This window comes from Streptomyces sp. BYX5S (assembly GCF_054724165.1).
The window spans coordinates 6921716-6938071 of sequence record NZ_CM138829.1 but is presented as its reverse complement, the minus strand read 5'-3'; the positions used below and the strand labels follow the sequence as shown (position 1 = coordinate 6938071).

The following is a 16356-nucleotide window of genomic DNA, read 5'->3' as shown; positions in this document are numbered from 1 at the left end:
TGCCGGTACGTCGCGCGGAGGCCGCTCAGGCCCGTCCCGACCCTGTCGCGGTGGCGTGCCGAGGTTCTACCATTACGTGCCGGGAGGCCGCTGAATGTCTGCAATCCGTAGGCCGGTCGGATCCACCGGCAAGGGGGCCGGGAAATCCACGGTCACCATCAGCTTCGCCGGCTTCAACCGGGCCTGGGCGGCCTGGATCGGAGACCGGCTGGAGCGGCGCGGCCTGCGCGTCGTCTACGCGCGCTGGGACTCCCGCGCCGACGTTCCGCTGGCCGACCTGCTGAGCGACCTCAGGCTCGCCGAGGGCCGCGTCCTCGTCATCGTCAGCGAGTGGTACTTCCAGCTCGGCCCGCGCACCCACGAGGAGTGGAACGCGGCGCTGCGGCAGATCGTCGCCCCCGACGCCGCCCGGTTCGCCGCCGTCTCCGTCACCAACGCGACGCTGCCCACGGCGACCACCGTGCTCGCCGCCACCCAGCTGATCAACATGGGCGCCGACGAGGCGGAGCGCCGCCTCCTCGACCGGCTCGACCTGCCGACCGACCCGCTGCCGGAGCCCGCCGCGGGCGAGCGGCGCGGCCCGCGCTTCCCCGCCTCCATGCCCGAGGTGTGGGGCGGAGTGCCGCGCCGCAACACGCGCTTCACCGGCCGCGAGCCGCTGCTCAACGACGCGTACCACCTGCTCCAGGGCGCCGAACCCGGCGCGGGCGTGCTCACCATGCACGGCATGTCAGGCGTCGGCAAGACCCAGCTCGCCGCCGAGTACGTCTACCGCTTCGGCTCCGAGTACGACGTCGTGTGGTGGGTGAACGCCGAGGGCCGGGTCACCTACCGCCGCCTGATGGCCGAACTCGCCCCGAAACTGGGCCTGTCCACCGGACCCGAGTACGGCGAGCGGCTGCGCGCCGTCCGCGACTCGCTGCGCCGCGGCGACCCCTACGGACGCTGGCTGCTCGTCCTCGACGGCGCCGACGAACCGGACCAGATATGGGACCTCGTGCCCACCGGCCCCGGCCACGTCCTGATCACCTCCCGCAACCCCGAGTGGAGCGAGCACAACAGCAAGCTCCTCGAAGTGCCGATCTACGACCGCGACGAGTCCGTCGCGTTCATCCGGCGCCGCGCGCCCCGCCTGAGCGAACCGGACGCGGACCGGCTCGCCGCGGCGCTGGAGGACCTGCCGCTGCTCCTCGACCAGACGGCGGGCTGGCTCAACGACTCGGACATGACCGTCGAGGAGTACATCGACCTCCTGGAGGGCGGCATCGACCAGGACGTCGTCCGGGTCTCCGCCGACTTCCCGCTCTCCTTCCAGACCGCCTGGTCGATACTGCTCAACAAGCTGCGCGAGACCGTCCCCGAGTCCGTCGACCTGCTGCGCCTGTGCACGTTCTTCGCGCCCGGCTTCATCCCCGTACGCCTCCTGCGGGAGATGCCGCACGACGAACTGCCCGAGCAGGTGGCCGGGTTGCTCAACGATCCGCTGCTGTGGAACAAGGCGATCAACCAGCTGCGCCAGTACTCCGTCGTCCGCCTGGAGTCCCACGAGACGGGCGGCGACGAGTCCTCGGCCTCCGGCGAGTCCCTGTACCTGCACCGCATGGTCCACCAGATCGTGCACAAGGACATGCCCGACGAGGACCGCCGCGAGTTCATCGACGTCGTCCGCAAGGCGCTCGCCGCCGCCGACCCGGGCCGCGCCACCGACACCCGCCTGTGGGACGAGTACGCGGCGATCGTGCCGCACCTGAAGTACGCCGACGTCCTGGAGAGCACGGACCGCAAGGTCCAGAACATGGTGCTCAACTGCCTGCGCTACATGTACTTCACGGGCGAGTACGTCTCCGGCATCAAACTCGGCGAGCGCGCCCTCGCCACGTGGAAGCGCCGCCTCGGCGACACCCACCAGCGGGTCTGGGACCTCACGTACCACCTGGCCAACCTGTTGCGCGCGGCCGGCGAGTACGAGCGCGCCGAGGAGATCGGCAGGGCCGCCGCCGACCACCTCCTGGTCGAGCGCGGCCCGCAGGACCTCGACTACCTGCGCGCCAACATCGGCCGCGGCGCCGACCTGTGGGGCCTCGGCCGCTACGAGGAGGCCCGCGAGCTGTACGACTGGCTGTACCCGGCCTACCGCGAACTCCTCGGCGAGCAGGACTCCCGCACCCTCAACGCCCTGAACAACCTGGGGTTCGCGCTGCGCCTCCTCGGCCGCTACAAGGAGAGCCTCGACATCGACCGGCGTACCCTGGAGGCCCGCCGGCTGCTCCTGAAGAACCGGCACCCCTGGGCGCTGTTCTCCGAGATCCACTACGCGACGAACCTGCGCCTGCTCGGCCGCTACACCGAGGCCGAGTCCATGCAGGCCAAGAACGTCCGCGAGTACCGCATCGTCATGGGCGGCGACAACCCGCAGACGCTCCTCGCCGAGCACAACCTCGCGCAGTGCCTGTACCGGCTCGGCGACCACGGCCGGGCGGGCCCGCTGTTCACCCGCGTCCGCGAGCGCTACGAGCGGCAGCTGGGGGACAACGACCCGCAGACCCTCGCCGCGGCCGTCAGCCACAGCTGCTTCACCCGCGAGCACGGCGACATCGACCAGGCGCGGGAGACGAGCGAGTACGTCCTCGCCCGTTACGAGGAGAAACTCGCCGAAGGCCACCCGTTCATCGCCGGGGCCCGCTCCAACCACGCGCTGATCCTGCGCAGCGTCGGCGAGCGCGACCAGGCGCACGCGCTGATCGAGCAGGCCATGACCGACATGACGGCCGCGGTCGGCGACCACCACCCGTGGACGGTGGGCTGCGCCGTCAACGCGGCGGCGCTGCGCAACCTCGTCGGCGACACCGAGTCCGCGGCCGCCCTGAGCAAGTCGGCCGCCGCCCGCGGCGCGGAGACCCTCGGCCGGACGCACCCGCTCACGCTCACGGCGCGCGTCGCGCACGCGGCGGACCTGCGGGGCCTCGGCGACCGCCGGGAGGCGGAGAAGACCGAGCAGGAGGCGCTCTCCGACCTCGCCTCCACCCTCGGCCCGCAGCACGTCCACACCCTGTCGGCGCGGGCCCGCAACAGGCCGTACTGGGACTTCGAGCCCCAGGTGACCTGAGCGCCGCCCGCACCCGAAAAGGCCGAAGGCCCGGCCCCCTCGGAAGGGGGCCGGGCCTTCGGCTTCGTTCGCCGGACCTTCGGGGCTACGCCTCGAAGACCTCGCGCACCAGCTGCTCCTGCTCGGCCTGGTGGCGCTTGGCCGAACCGACCGCCGGGGACGAGCTGTGCGGCCGCGAGATGCGGCGCAGGCGCTCACCGTGCGGCACGTCGGCGCCGACGGCCAGGTCCAGGTGGTCGATCAGGTTGAGAGCGATGAACGGCCAGGCACCCTGGTTCGCCGGCTCCTCCTGCGCCCACAGGTACTTCTCGGCGTTCGGGAACTTGGCGATCTCGGCCTGGAGCTCGGCACCCGGCAGCGGGTACAGACGCTCGACGCGGATGATCGCGGTGTCCGTGACGCCGCTCTTCTTCTTCTCGGCCTCGAGGTCGTAGTACAGCTTGCCCGACACGAAGACGACCTTCTTGATGGCCTTCGGGTCCGTGGCACCGGCCTCGACCTCGGTGTCGCCGATGACCGGACGGAAGCCGCCCGTCGTGAACTCCTCCACCTTCGACGCGGCGGCCTTGAGGCGCAGCATCGACTTCGGGGTGAAGACCACCAGCGGCTTGTGGTGCGGGTTGTGCACCTGCCACCGCAGGAGGTGGAAGTAGTTCGACGGCAGCGTCGGCATGGCGACCGTCATGTTGTTCTGCGCGCACAGCTGGAGGAAGCGCTCGACGCGGGCCGAGGAGTGGTCCGGGCCCTGGCCCTCGTAGCCGTGCGGCAGCAGCAGCGTGACGCCGGAGGTCTGGCCCCACTTCTGCTCGGCGGCCGAGATGTACTCGTCGACGACGGTCTGCGCGCCGTTGACGAAGTCACCGAACTGCGCCTCCCACATCACGAGGGACTCGGGGCGCGCCAGCGAGTAGCCGTACTCGAAGCCCATGACCGCGTACTCGGAGAGCAGCGAGTCGTAGACGTTGTAGCGGGCCTGGTCCGGCGACAGGTAGAGGAGCGGGGTGAAGTCCTCGCCCGTCTTGTTGTCGATGAGGACCGCGTGGCGCTGACCGAAGGTGCCGCGGCGCGAGTCCTGGCCGGACAGCCGGACCGGCGTGCCCTCCAGGAGCAGCGAGCCGAGGGCGAGGGTCTCGCCCATGCCCCAGTCGATCGTCCCGTCCTCGATCATGGTGGCGCGGCGCTGGAGCTGCGGCAGCAGACGCGGGTGCACCGTGACGTGGTCCGGGATGTTGACCTGGGACTCGGCGATGCGCTTGACGACCTCCTGGGAGATCGCGGTCTGCACCGGCACCGGGAACTCGGCCTGCGGCTCCGGGACTTCGGTGGCGGTCGGGTGCGAGACGGCCTCGCGGACCTCCGTGAAGACCTTCTCCAGCTGGCCCTGGAAGTCCTGGAGCGCCTGCTCCGCCTCTTCCAGGGTGATGTCGCCGCGACCGATGAGGGACTCGGTGTAGAGCTTGCGCACCGAGCGCTTCTTGTCGATCAGGTCGTACATCAGCGGCTGCGTGAACGCCGGGTTGTCCGACTCGTTGTGACCGCGGCGGCGGTAGCAGATGAGGTCGATGACGACGTCCTTGTTGAACGCCTGGCGGAACTCGAAGGCCAGACGGGCAACGCGGACGACGGCCTCGGGGTCGTCGCCGTTCACGTGGAAGATCGGCGCCTCGATCATGCGGGCCACGTCCGTGGCGTACATGGAGGAGCGCGACGACTCCGGGGCGGCGGTGAAGCCGACCTGGTTGTTGATGACGATGTGGACCGTGCCGCCCGTGCGGTAGCCGCGCAGCTGCGACATGTTGAGCGTCTCGGCGACCACACCCTGGCCCGCGAAGGCCGCGTCACCGTGCAGGGCGACCGGCAGGACCGTGAAGTCCGTGCCGCCCTTGTTGATGATGTCCTGCTTGGCGCGGACGATGCCCTCGATGACCGGGTCGACCGTCTCCAGGTGGGACGGGTTGGCGGCCAGCGAGACGTTGATCTGCTCGCCGTCCAGGCCCGTGAAGGTGCCCTGGGCGCCCAGGTGGTACTTCACGTCGCCGGAGCCGTGCATCGACTTCGGGTCGAGGTTGCCCTCGAACTCCCGGAAGATCTGCGCGTACGACTTGCCGACGATGTTCGCCAGGACGTTCAGGCGGCCGCGGTGGGCCATGCCGATGACGACCTCGTCGAGGCGGGCCTCGGCGGCGGCGTCGATGACCGAGTCGAGCAGCGGGATGACGGACTCGCCGCCCTCCAGGGAGAACCGCTTCTGACCGACGTACTTGGTCTGGAGGAAGGTCTCGAAGGCCTCCGCCGAGTTCAGCCGGCGCAGGATGCGCAGCTGCTCCTCGCGCTCCGGCTTGGCGTGCGGCCGCTCGATGCGGTCCTGGAGCCAGCGGCGCTGCTTCGGGTCCTGGATGTGCATGAACTCGACGCCGGTGGTGCGGCAGTACGAGTCGCGCAGGACGCCGAGGACGTCGCGCAGCTTCATCATCGACTTGCCGGCGAAGCCGCCGACGGCGAACTCGCGCTCCAGGTCCCACAGCGTGAGCCCGTGCTCGGTGATGTCCAGGTCGGGGTGCTTGCGCTGCTGGTACTCCAGCGGGTCGGTGTCGGCCATGACGTGGCCGCGGACCCGGTAGGAGTGGATCAGCTCGAAGACGCGGGCGGCCTTGGTGACGTCGTCGTCGTGCGACGCGTCGATGTCCTTGAGCCAGCGGACCGGCTCGTAGGGGATCCGCAGGGCCTTGAAGATCTCGTCGTAGAACTCGTTCTCCCCGAGGAGGAGGTTCGCGACGATGCGCAGGAACTCGCCGGAGGCGGCGCCCTGGATGACCCGGTGGTCGTAGGTCGACGTGAGCGTCATGACCTTCGAGATGCCGAGCTTGTTCAGGGTGTCCTGGGACGTGCCCTGGAACTCCGCCGGGTAGTCCATGGAGCCGACGCCCATGATGACCGACTGTCCGGGCATCAGGCGCGGGACCGAGTGGACGGTGCCGAGGCCGCCGGGGTTGGTCAGGGAGACCGTGACACCGGTGAAGTCGTCCATGCCGAGCTTGCCGTCGCGGGCACGCCGGACGATGTCCTCGTAGGCCTGCCAGAACTCGAAGAAGTTCAGCGTCTCGGCCTTCTTGATGCCGGCGACGACGAGCTGGCGGTCGCCGTTCGGCTTCACGAGGTCGATGGCCAGACCGAAGTTGATGTGCTCCGGCTTCACCAGGGTCGGCTTGCCGTCCTTCTCCTGGAAGGAGTAGTTCATCGACGGCATGGCCTTGATGGCCTGCACCATCGCGTACCCGATCAGGTGCGTGAAGGAGATCTTCCCGCCGCGGGCGCGCTTCAGGTGGTTGTTGATGACGATGCGGTTGTCGAACAGCAGCTTCACCGGGACCGCGCGCACGGACGTCGCCGTGGGGACCTCGATGGACTTGTTCATGTTCTTCGCGACGGCGGCGGCGGGACCGCGCAGCGTCACGAGCTCGGGGCCGGCAGGGGCCTCGGTCGTCACTTCTTCAGCCTTCTTCGGTGCGGGGGTGGCGGGCTTCGCGGCCTGAGCGGGCGCGGCGGCCGGCTTCGGCGCGGTGGGCGCGGCCGGAGCGGCGGGCTTTGCGGGCGCGGCGGCAGCCTGTGCGGGAGCTGCGGCTGCGGGCTGCGCGGGGGCTGCCGGGGCCTGCGCCGCGGGCGCGGCCTGGGCGGCGGGCTTCTCGGCCGGCTTCTGGGTCGTCGCGGCCCCCGCGGCCGCGGCACCTGGCTTGTAGTCGGCGAAGAAGTCCCACCAGGCTCGGTCTACCGAATTCGGGTCCTGGAGGTACTGCTGATAGATCTCGTCGACGAGCCACTCGTTGGGACCGAAGGCGGCGGCAGGGTTTTTACCCTGCCCGGCTTGGTCGGTCTCGGTGGAGATGCTCGAGTTACTGGGGGACTGTGGCGACACGGCGGTAACCGCCCTCTTCCGCTTCTCACAAGGTGATGGACAGCGGGAATAAAGGCTACGCCTCCAAAGACGGGACGTGCAGACCGGGCCGGTGATCCGTCACGTAAGTCACACCGGAAGCCGTGTTTCGGGCCGTGAAATGGCGGGAAACAACCGGGGTTTCGGTACGTTCGGATGCGCGCCGGGCGTGTTCGTGTACGCCGGGCGCGCTCTTGACCCCTGCCTGACCGAAACCCTACGTCAACTTTGCGTTCCGGGCTCTCCCGGAAGAGTGACCTTGATCCGGCAGCCCCGAGCGGATTCGGCCACCCGGATCCGGCCGCCGTGCAGTTCCACGGCCCAGCGGGCGATGGCGAGGCCGAGGCCGGTGCCGCCGTCGCCCTTGTCGCCCGTGGCGGCGCCCTGGTTGAAGCGCTCGAAGACCTTGTGCCACTCGGACTGCGGGATGCCGGGGCCCTCGTCGAGGACTTCCAGTTCGAGCGAGTCCGGGTAGGGGCCGCGCCGGGCGAGCACGGTGACCCGGCCGTGCTGCGGGGAGTGCTTCACCGCGTTGTCGATGAGGTTCGCGACGACCTGGTGGATGCGCTCCGGGTCCGCGTGCGCCGTCAGTTCGGGCGGTGAGACGTCGAGGTGCAGATGGACGTCCGTACGCGTGTGGGTGCCGGAACCGGAGGCGATGCCGGCGCGCTGGGAGACCGCCATGTTGGCCTCCTTCAGGACGCCCGACAGGTACGGCCACACCTCGAAGCGGCGGGTCTTCAGCGGCACCGCGCCGTTGTCCAGGCGGGACAGGTCGAGCAGGGTGTCGACGAGCCGGCCGAGCCGCTCCGTCTGTTTCAGCGCCGTGCGCATCGTCTCGGGGTCCGCGGCCATGACGCCGTCCACGACGTTCTCCAGCACCGCGCGCAGGCCCGCGATGGGCGTGCGCAGCTCGTGCGAGACGTTGGCCACCAGCTCCTTGCGCTGCTGGTCCTGCGCCGCCAGCTCGTCGGCCATGCGGTTGATGGTGACCGCGAGGTCGCCGATCTCGTCGCGCCGGCCCGCGCCGCGCACCCGGCGCGAGTAGTCGCCGTTGGAGATGAACCGGGCCACCGTGTTCATCTCGTCGAGCGGGGCGGTCAGCGAGTGCGCCACGAACTGCGTGATCAGCAGTGTCGCGATGATCGAGAACACCGTGATGAAGCGCAGCTCGGTCGCCGTGTACATCGCCACCATGAGCAGACCCGTGGTGATGAAGACGGAGACGACGACGAGCGTGCCCAGCTTCGCCTTCACGGAGAAGGGGCGCAGGCCGCCGGACGCCCAGTGCGGATTGAAGGACGGCCGCAGCGGCCGTCCGCCCGCCGTCGTCCGGTCACGGTCCCCGGCGCTCACGGGTTCGGCGTCTCCAGCGCGTAACCCACGCCGTGCACGGTGCGGATGCGCTCCGCGCCGATCTTCCGGCGCAGTGCCTTGATGTGGCTGTCGACGGTGCGGGTGCCGGAGGCGTCCGCCCAGTCCCACACCTCGGCGAGCAGCTGCTCACGGGAGAGCACCGCGCGCGGGGTGTTCGCCAGGCACACGAGGAGGTCGAACTCGGTGGGCGTGAGGTGCACGTCCTCGCTGCGCACGCGCACGCGGCGCTGCGCGTGGTCGATCTCCAGCTCGCCGAGCCGCAGTATGCCGCTGCGCGGCGTCGTGGCGGCGAGGGCCGCCCGCTCCACGCGGCGCAGCAGCACGTGCACGCGCGCCGCCAGCTCCCGCATGGAGAACGGCTTGGTCATGTAGTCGTCGGCGCCGACGCCGAGGCCGACCAGCATGTCCGTCTCGTCGTCGCGCGCGGTGAGCATCATCACCGGCACGGGCCGCTGGGCCTGCACGCGCCGGCAGACCTCAAGGCCGTCGAAGCCGGGCAGCATGATGTCGAGGATCAGCAGATCGGGCTGCCAGGCCTCGGCCGTGTCCACCGCCGCCGGACCGTCCTGCGCGGTTTGCACGAGGAATCCCTCGGCGCGCAGCCGAGCGGCGATGGCGTCGACGATCGTCGGATCGTCCTCGACGACCAGGACCCGCCGTTGGGCTCCCTGAGTCGTCGTGGTGGTGTTGTGGGAGGTGTGTGTCTGCTCCATCGCCCCGCCCCTGAATGCGCGCCGTCGTGACGCGCTTGACGCTTGAATGATCGGGTTTCGGACGTCAGCGTACGGGGAGTTACCGCCGGTCGGCTACGTGGGCCTCGTCGCGAGGTGCACCACGTCGGGGACGCCCCGGACAACGGGGATCTCTTCGGTGCGCACCGCCTGGAATCCGGCATTCCGCAAGGTTTCTTCGAAATTTGCTGACGGCTGTGCGGACCATACGGCGAGAACCCCGCCCGGGTCGAGTCGGTCCCGGCAGGTGGCGAGGCCTGCCGGGGAGTAGAGGCCGTCGTTGTCCTCGGTGACGGTCCAGTCCGGCCCGTTGTCGATGTCGAGGCAGAGCGCGTCGTACGTCTCCGTGGTCGTGCGCAGGTGGGCGACGAGGTCGGCCTCGACGATGTCCGTCCGGGCGTCGGCGAGGGCCTCGGCGGACAGGGTCCGCAGCGGCCCCGTGCGGTGCCAGCCGACGATCGCCGGCTCGCGCTCGACGACGGTGATCCGGCCCCAGCGCGGGTTCGCGGCCGCGTGCGCGAGGGAGAAGCCGACACCGAGACCGCCGATGAGCACCCGCGGCCCCTCCCGGTCGCCGAGAGCGGCGAGCGCCGAGTCGACGAGCCGCCGCTCGGAGCGGCCGTCGGACGTGTCCATCAGGAACGTGCCGTTGGCGATGATCTGGAGCAGATCGCCGTGACGGCGCAGGACCACCTCGCCGAAGGGGCCTTCGCGGCGGTCCAGGACGACGGGAGGATCGGGGTCGAGCTGAGTCGTCATGGCCGCCATTGTGGCCGACGGGCGGGGCGCCGCGCGGGGTTTTCTGTGGCCCACGTCTCACGTGGCGCTGGTCACTCCTCGGCCCGCGTACTTCGCGTTCGTCAGCGGCGCCTCGATCCGCCACCCCACGGACTCGTACAGGAGTCGCCCCTCGGGGGTGCACGCCAGGACGGCGTGGACGGCGCCCTGGGTGCGGGCCGTCTGCTCAAGGGTGCCCATGACCACCCGCCCGAGCCCCTTGCGGCGGTGCCGCTCGGACGTCTCGATCTGGTCGACGACGGCGCTCGCCCCGGTCGGGGCGACCTGGCCGCGTGCGGCGAAGGCGCCCTCGGTGTCGGTGAGCAGGACGCGGGTGACGCCGGCGCGGGTCCAGATGTGCCGGATGTAGCCGTCCGGCGCCGGGGGCACGGGGGTCGGGGCGAGGTCCGTCGACATCAGGAAGTCGTCCGCCCCGTACGGCTCCCACTCCGGGCCGAGCCACGGCAGTACGCGCGCGGGGTCGGCGAAGACCTTCAGGTGGGTGCCGCGCCCGCGCGTCGCCCCGGCCACCTTGCGCACGGTCTCCTCGGTCACCGTCTCGTTGGCGGCACCGACGACATGGCGGCTCACGTGCTCAGGCAGGCCCACGTGAATCGTGTAACCCCAGGGCTCGACGAGCGGGGGAGCGGTCCCGCGCGAGACCACCCAGCCGTCGACCCAGTTCCGTACGAGTTCCTCGCCGCGCATGCCCGTCACGCTCCCCAATGTAAGGGTCATATTTCCCAGGCGCTTATTACATCGCGCGTGTCGTCGCGGCCGGAAGGCGTGATCGCTGACAGCGAACGCCCTTCTCGGAACATCTGAAGGTCGCCAAGCATTGAGTCGACATAGCTCAACTTGACTGCCGAAGGGGAGATCATGGCTTCGACGTCCAACCCGCTCACCCTGCCCGTGCTGCCCCTCGACGACGAGGTCGTACTGCCGGGAATGGTGGTGCCCCTGGACCTGAACGACACCGACGTACGGGCCGCGGTGGAGGCCGCGCAGGCCGCCGCGCGCACTGGAACCAGCAAGCCGAAGGTTCTGCTTGTTCCACGGATCGACGGCACGTACGCGAACACCGGCGTGCTCGGCACCGTCGAGCAGGTCGGACGCCTCGCCGACGGCGACCCCGGCGCGCTGATCCGCGGCGTCGGCCGCGTCCGCATCGGCGCGGGCACCACCGGTCCCGGCGCCGCCCTGTGGGTGGAGGGCCTGACCGTCGAGGAGGAGGTGCCGGACCCGCTGCCCGGCGCCGTGACCGAACTGGTCAAGGAGTACAAGGCGCTCGCCACGAACTGGCTGAAGAAGCGCGGCGCCTGGCAGGTCGTGGACCGCGTCCAGGCCATCGACGACGTCTCCGCGCTCGCCGACAACTCCGGCTACTCGCCGTTCCTCACCACCGCCCAGAAGGTCGAGCTGCTCGAAGCGGCCGACCCGGTGAAGCGCCTGAAGCTCGCCACCCAGCACCTGCGTGACCACCTCGCCGAGCAGGACGTCGCCGAGACCATCGCCAAGGACGTCCAGGAGGGCGTCGACAAGCAGCAGCGCGAGTTCCTGCTGCGCCGCCAGCTCGACGCCGTGCGCAAGGAGCTGCGCGAGCTGAACGGGGAGAAGGACGAGGGCGAGGAGTCCGACGACTACCGCGCCCGCGTCGAGGCCGCCGACCTCCCCGAGAAGGTGCGCGAGGCCGCGCTCAAGGAGGTCGACAAGCTGGAGCGGTCGAGTGACCAGTCGCCCGAGGGCTCCTGGATCCGCACCTGGCTCGACACCGTCCTCGAACTCCCGTGGAACGAGCGGACCCAGGACGAGTACGACATCCAGGGCGCCCAGTCCGTCCTCGACGCCGAGCACGCGGGCCTCGACGACGTGAAGGAGCGCATCACCGAGTACCTCGCCGTGCGCAAGCGCCGCGCGGACCGGGGCCTGGGAGTCGTCGGCGGCCGCCGCGGCGGCGCCGTGCTCGCGCTCGTCGGCCCGCCCGGCGTCGGCAAGACCTCGCTCGGCGAGTCCGTGGCGCACGCGATGGGCCGCAAGTTCGTCCGCGTCGCGCTCGGCGGTGTCCGCGACGAGGCGGAGATCCGCGGCCACCGGCGTACGTACGTGGGCGCGCTGCCCGGCCGTATCGTGCGGGCGATCAAGGAGGCCGGGTCGATGAACCCCGTCGTCCTCCTCGACGAGATCGACAAGGTCGGCTCCGACTTCCGGGGCGACCCGGCGGCGGCGCTCCTCGAAGTGCTCGACCCGGCCCAGAACCACACCTTCCGGGACCACTACCTGGAGGTGGAGCTGGACCTGAGCGATGTGGTCTTCCTGGCGACCGCGAACGTCCTGGAGGCCATCCCGGAGGCCCTGCTCGACCGCATGGAGCTGGTCCGGCTCGACGGCTACACCGAGGACGAGAAGGTCGTCATCGCCCGCGACCACCTGGTGCCGCGCCAGCTGGAGCGTGCCGGGCTCGACGCCGACGAGGTCGTCATCGGTGACGACGCGCTGCGCAGGCTGGCCGGCGAGTACACGCGCGAGGCGGGCGTGCGCAACCTGGAGCGGTCCGTCACACGGGTGCTCCGCAAGGTGGCCGCGCAGCACGAACTGGGCGACCGGGAACTGCCGTTCACCGTCGGCGCGGACGACCTGCGCGGACTCATCGGGCGCCCGCACCACGTGCCCGAGTCGGCGCAGGACCCGGCCGAGCGGCGTACGTCCGTGCCGGGTGTCGCGACGGGGCTCGCGGTCACGGGGGCCGGGGGTGACGTGCTCTTCGTGGAGGCGTCGCTGGCCGACCCGGAGACGGGCGCGGCGGGGCTGACGCTCACCGGCCAGCTGGGCGACGTTATGAAGGAGTCGGCGCAGATCGCCCTGTCCTTCCTGCGCTCGCACGGCGCCGAACTGGAGCTGCCCGTCGCCGACCTCAAGGAGCGCGGCGTGCACATCCACTTCCCGGCGGGCGCCGTTCCCAAGGACGGGCCGAGCGCGGGCGTCACGATGACGACGGCGCTGGCGTCGCTGCTGAGCGGGCGGCTGGTCCGTACGGACGTGGCGATGACCGGTGAGGTGTCGCTGACGGGGCGGGTGCTGCCGATCGGCGGCGTCAAGCAGAAGCTGCTCGCGGCGCACCGGGCGGGCGTCACGACGGTGATCATCCCGAAGCGGAACGAGGCCGACCTGGACGACGTCCCGGCCGAGGTCCTGGAGAAGCTGGACGTGCACCCGGTGAACGATGTGCGCCAGGTGCTGGAGCTGGCGCTGGCTCCCGCGGCCACCGGGGCGGAGGTTCCCGTCGCCGCCTGAGCCGCACCGGCGTCGAGGACGCGGGGCTCCGTCCCGGAGCCCCGCGTCCTCGATCGTCCAGAGGGCTGGACCGGGCTCAGCCGTTGGCGAGCGCCACGACGCGGTCGAGGGCGCCGTTGAACTTGTTGTGGTCGCCGACCGTCGGGCCGGACGAGGTGTACTGCCACATCGTGTAGTAGCCCCAGCCGGCCGGGAGCGTGCCGACGGTGGAGGCGTAGCGGGCGATCCACAGCGGGTTGTTGGCGGCGAAGCCGCTGTAGTTGCCGGTGCACTGGGTCCACCAGCTGGTCGCCGTGTAGATGACGGCGTCACGGCCGGTGCGGGCCTTGTACTGGTTCAGGAAGTCCCGGATCCAGGTCACCATGGCGCTCTGCGTCTTGCCGTAGCAGGCGGCGCCGTACGGGTTCCACTCGATGTCGAGCGCGCCCGGCAGCGTCTTGCCGTCCCTGGACCAGCCGCCTCCGTGGTCCACGAAGTAGTTGGCCTGCGTGGCGCCGCTCGTCGTGTCGGGCGTCGCGAAGTGGTACGCGCCGCGCACCATGCCCACGTTGTACGAGCCGTTGTACTGCTGCGCGAAGTACGGGTTCGTGTAGTACGTGCCTTCGCTGGCCTTGGTGTAGGCCCAGCGCACGCCGCTGTTCCAGAGCGTCGACCACGCCACGTTGCCCTGGTGGCTGGAGACGTCGACGCCCTCGGTCTGGGTCGCGGCGATGGAGTTGGTCGGCGGCAGGGAGCCGACGCCGTCGTGCGCGGCGACCCCCATGCCCATGTACGCCTCGCCGCGGGCCGGTCTGTCGGCGGCGTGGGCCGCGCCCGGCAGGGCGAGGAGGAGGGAGAGCGCCGCGAGCAGGGCGCCGGTGATTCCCAGACGGGAACCGCGTCTGCGACGGTTGAGGACAGGTCTGTGCACGGGCATGAGCGGCCTCCGAGAACGACGTGGGGTGACGTGCGGTGGCGCCGGTGCGCTTGATGGCGTGAACCCTGACGGGTGTGCGTGCCGGGTACGGCAGCGGTAAAACGCTACGCACGTAGACCCCGGGAGGGAAGAGGGGCCGGTGTGTGCCGTTGGTCTACTCCTGCGAAATACTGGGGGAACTGCGGCGACGGCCGTGGTGGGCGAAAACTTTCAGAGAAAATCTGGTCATGGGTACTGACGTGCGCGAGGACGGAAACGACGGGCGGCGGGACGCGGAAGGCGCACCGCGACCCGGCACCGCGCCCTCGCCGGTGGACGGCGAGTTCCTGGCGCTGGAGCGGGAGTTGACCGTCTTCCTGCGCCGGGCCCGCGCCAACTCCGGCGAGATGGCCCGCGAGGTCCACCCCGACCTGGAACCGGCCGCGTACGGGCTCCTGGTGCGCCTCGCCGAGTGCGGGGCGCAGCGGGCCACCGAGCTCGCCGCGTACATCGGCGTCGGCAAGGCCACGATGAGCCGCCAGCTGCGCGCGCTGGAAGAGCTCGGCCTCGTCGGCCGCGAACCGGACCCCGCGGACGGCCGGGCCTGGCTGGTCTCCCTCACGGAGTACGGCAGCGAGCACTTCCGGCGGGTGCGGGACGCGCGGCGTATGCGGTACGTGCGGCAGCTGGACGGGTGGGACCGGCGCGAGGTCGCCGAGCTGGCGCGGCTGCTGCATCAGCTGAACGCCGGGGCCGAGTAGTCCCGCGACGTCGGAGCCCCTCCGGCGATCGGGGAGCGGGGGCCGGGGCGGGGCCCCGGGTCACAGCGCCACGTACGCCAGCGTCGCGTCGTCGTGGACCTTGCCGCGCCGCAGATACGTGCGCGACGCCTCGTCCGCGTCCTCCAGCGCCCGCACCCGCGACACCACCGCCTCCACGCCCTCCTTGCGGACGAGCGCGAACAGGTCCGCCCAGCCGCCCTCGTGGAACGTCTCCACCCACCGGGTCACCCCGTCCGTCATCGCGGCCAGCGCCCGCACCTCGGCCCGGGGGAGCGTGCCGGTCACCGCGCGCCGTGCCACGGACGGGTCCGCGGCGGCGGTGAAGAAACCGCCCTCCTTGTTGCGCACCGTGGCGTCGGCGACCTCGTTGGAGACGAGGTGGGCGCGCGGGACCCGGTCGAGCCGGTCGTCGAGGTGCGCGGTGACCGCCCCGTCCGGGGCCTCGACGAGCAACGCGGAGTCGGAGAGCACCAGATGCTCCACCCGCTCGTCGTCCCAGCGGGCGACGACGACGGTTGCCTGAGGCGTGCGCGGGTGAGAAAGGTCACATGTGTCGCGGTGGGCGTCGGCGGTCCGGGCGATCGCCTCGCCGAGCGTGTCAAGCAGGCTCATATCCCGGCGTGAAACGGACAGTTCGGCCAGTGCCCCGCCGAGGTGCGCGGTGAACCACGGGACCGAGTGCCGGCAGCCGTCGTCGCCGGGCGGGGGAGTGACCCCGTCGAGCACGATGAGTGATCCCCCATGCCCCGTGGCCGGTGCGGCTACCGATACCCAGTCCTCGTTCGGTCGGTCGGGGGTGCCCGGCTCGGTGGTCAGTTCGATGCGCATGCGGTCAGTCTGCATGAGGCGCTCTCACCAGGGCGTGAGGCGCCGCGAGTTGGCGGGTGGCGGCCGGAAGAACCGGGCTGAGCGCCGGGTTTGTGCGGAATGATCGCTTCCGTCGGGGGTGTGGCGGGGCATCTTGCCAAAGGCTGTGGAAGACGTCCAACCCGCGCGCGGTTGACGCAGGGTGATCTCCGCCAGGGAACTTGCTCCCCAACTCCCGCTCGATGTTCACTCCTTCGGGTGGCGGGCGAGGTGATGGGCGCCCCCTGCTCACCGGCACTGGAAGGGTCAGGAGCCAGGCCAGAGGGGCACCAGTGTTGACGCGGCGTCACCCGGGCCCATGGGTAGGACGAGTCAGGAATGCGAGCATCAGTGGGGAACACCTCCGGCGGTAATGGGGCCAGTGGGCTGGGTGTGACGGGTGGTGTCGGCCCGGGGGGACCGGGTGTTTCGGGCTCCGCGGATGCCGTGGCCGCCGCGCCGGGGCCGACGTCGCGGGGCGCTGCCCCGGACCCCGCTGCTCAAGCGCCGCAGGGGCTTGAAGGTGCCGCCGCGCCGGGCTCGACGACGCGGGGCTCCGCTGCTCAAGCGCCGCAGGGGCTCCAGAGTGCTGCGCCCAAGCCTGCCGATACCCCCAACCG

Annotated in this window: 10 protein-coding genes; 3 read left to right on the top strand and 7 right to left on the bottom strand. The window is 70.9% G+C overall.

All coding sequences use genetic code 11. From position 1 onward, the window contains the following. Nucleotides 1-94 precede the first annotated feature (94 nt). Nucleotides 95-3106 carry an FxSxx-COOH system tetratricopeptide repeat protein gene (fxsT, locus tag ACYBSK_RS31195; protein WP_460244109.1) on the top strand — a complete coding sequence of 1004 codons (3012 nt, stop codon included), beginning with the start codon at nt 95-97 and terminating at the stop codon, nt 3104-3106. An 85-nt stretch (nt 3107-3191) separates the two neighbouring features. Here fxsT and ACYBSK_RS31190 read toward each other — a convergent pair whose 3' ends face one another. The 5 genes from ACYBSK_RS31190 to ACYBSK_RS31170 form a co-directional block, all read right to left on the bottom strand. Then, on the bottom strand, nt 3192-7019 hold the full coding sequence (locus tag ACYBSK_RS31190) for a multifunctional oxoglutarate decarboxylase/oxoglutarate dehydrogenase thiamine pyrophosphate-binding subunit/dihydrolipoyllysine-residue succinyltransferase subunit (protein ID WP_460244108.1): 3828 nt from the start codon (nt 7017-7019) through the stop codon (nt 3192-3194). A 240-nt stretch (nt 7020-7259) separates the two neighbouring features. After that, complete coding sequence (locus tag ACYBSK_RS31185; RefSeq protein ID WP_457481921.1) at nt 7260-8348, bottom strand: HAMP domain-containing sensor histidine kinase; 1089 nt, start codon at nt 8346-8348, stop codon at nt 7260-7262. A gap of 41 nt (nt 8349-8389) precedes the next feature. Next, complete coding sequence (locus tag ACYBSK_RS31180; protein WP_266714016.1) at nt 8390-9127, bottom strand: response regulator transcription factor; 738 nt, start codon at nt 9125-9127, stop codon at nt 8390-8392. A gap of 93 nt (nt 9128-9220) precedes the next feature. Continuing rightward, on the bottom strand, nt 9221-9904 hold the full coding sequence (locus ACYBSK_RS31175; protein WP_457480593.1) for a spermidine synthase family protein: 684 nt from the start codon (nt 9902-9904) through the stop codon (nt 9221-9223). A gap of 57 nt (nt 9905-9961) precedes the next feature. Next, nucleotides 9962-10630, bottom strand: a complete 669-nt coding sequence (locus tag ACYBSK_RS31170; protein ID WP_460247135.1) for a GNAT family N-acetyltransferase — start codon at nt 10628-10630, stop codon at nt 9962-9964. Nucleotides 10631-10801: 171 nt separating this feature from the next. Between ACYBSK_RS31170 and lon the strand changes: the two genes are divergently transcribed. After that, nucleotides 10802-13213, top strand: coding sequence for an endopeptidase La (gene lon / locus ACYBSK_RS31165; protein WP_457480592.1), 2412 nt, complete (start codon nt 10802-10804; stop codon nt 13211-13213). 76 nt (nt 13214-13289) lie between these two features. Here lon and ACYBSK_RS31160 read toward each other — a convergent pair whose 3' ends face one another. Then, nucleotides 13290-14129, bottom strand: coding sequence for a lysozyme (locus ACYBSK_RS31160; protein WP_460244107.1), 840 nt, complete (start codon nt 14127-14129; stop codon nt 13290-13292). 239 nt (nt 14130-14368) lie between these two features. On the opposite strand from ACYBSK_RS31160, the gene ACYBSK_RS31155 reads away from it, so the two are divergent. Next, entirely contained in the window at nt 14369-14869 is a 501-nt protein-coding gene (locus tag ACYBSK_RS31155) for a MarR family winged helix-turn-helix transcriptional regulator (RefSeq protein ID WP_457481919.1), read from the top strand. 60 nt (nt 14870-14929) lie between these two features. On the opposite strand, the gene ACYBSK_RS31150 is transcribed toward ACYBSK_RS31155, so the two are convergent. After that, nucleotides 14930-15718, bottom strand: a complete 789-nt coding sequence (locus ACYBSK_RS31150) for a protein phosphatase 2C domain-containing protein (protein WP_457480590.1) — start codon at nt 15716-15718, stop codon at nt 14930-14932. Nucleotides 15719-16356: the final 638 nt, after the last annotated feature.

What these genes read in the sequence shown, in the direction of transcription:
- fxsT (WP_460244109.1), top strand. Translation starts at nt 95, where the DNA reads ATGTCTGCAATCCGTAGGCCGGTCGGATCCACCGGCAAGGGGGCCGGG.
- ACYBSK_RS31180 (WP_266714016.1), bottom strand. Translation starts at nt 9,127, where the DNA reads ATGGAGCAGACACACACCTCCCACAACACCACCACGACGACTCAGGGA.
- ACYBSK_RS31175 (WP_457480593.1), bottom strand. Translation starts at nt 9,904, where the DNA reads ATGACGACTCAGCTCGACCCCGATCCTCCCGTCGTCCTGGACCGCCGC.
- ACYBSK_RS31170 (WP_460247135.1), bottom strand. Translation starts at nt 10,630, where the DNA reads ATGCGCGGCGAGGAACTCGTACGGAACTGGGTCGACGGCTGGGTGGTC.
- lon (WP_457480592.1), top strand. Translation starts at nt 10,802, where the DNA reads ATGGCTTCGACGTCCAACCCGCTCACCCTGCCCGTGCTGCCCCTCGAC.
- ACYBSK_RS31160 (WP_460244107.1), bottom strand. Translation starts at nt 14,129, where the DNA reads ATGCCCGTGCACAGACCTGTCCTCAACCGTCGCAGACGCGGTTCCCGT.
- ACYBSK_RS31150 (WP_457480590.1), bottom strand. Translation starts at nt 15,718, where the DNA reads ATGCGCATCGAACTGACCACCGAGCCGGGCACCCCCGACCGACCGAAC.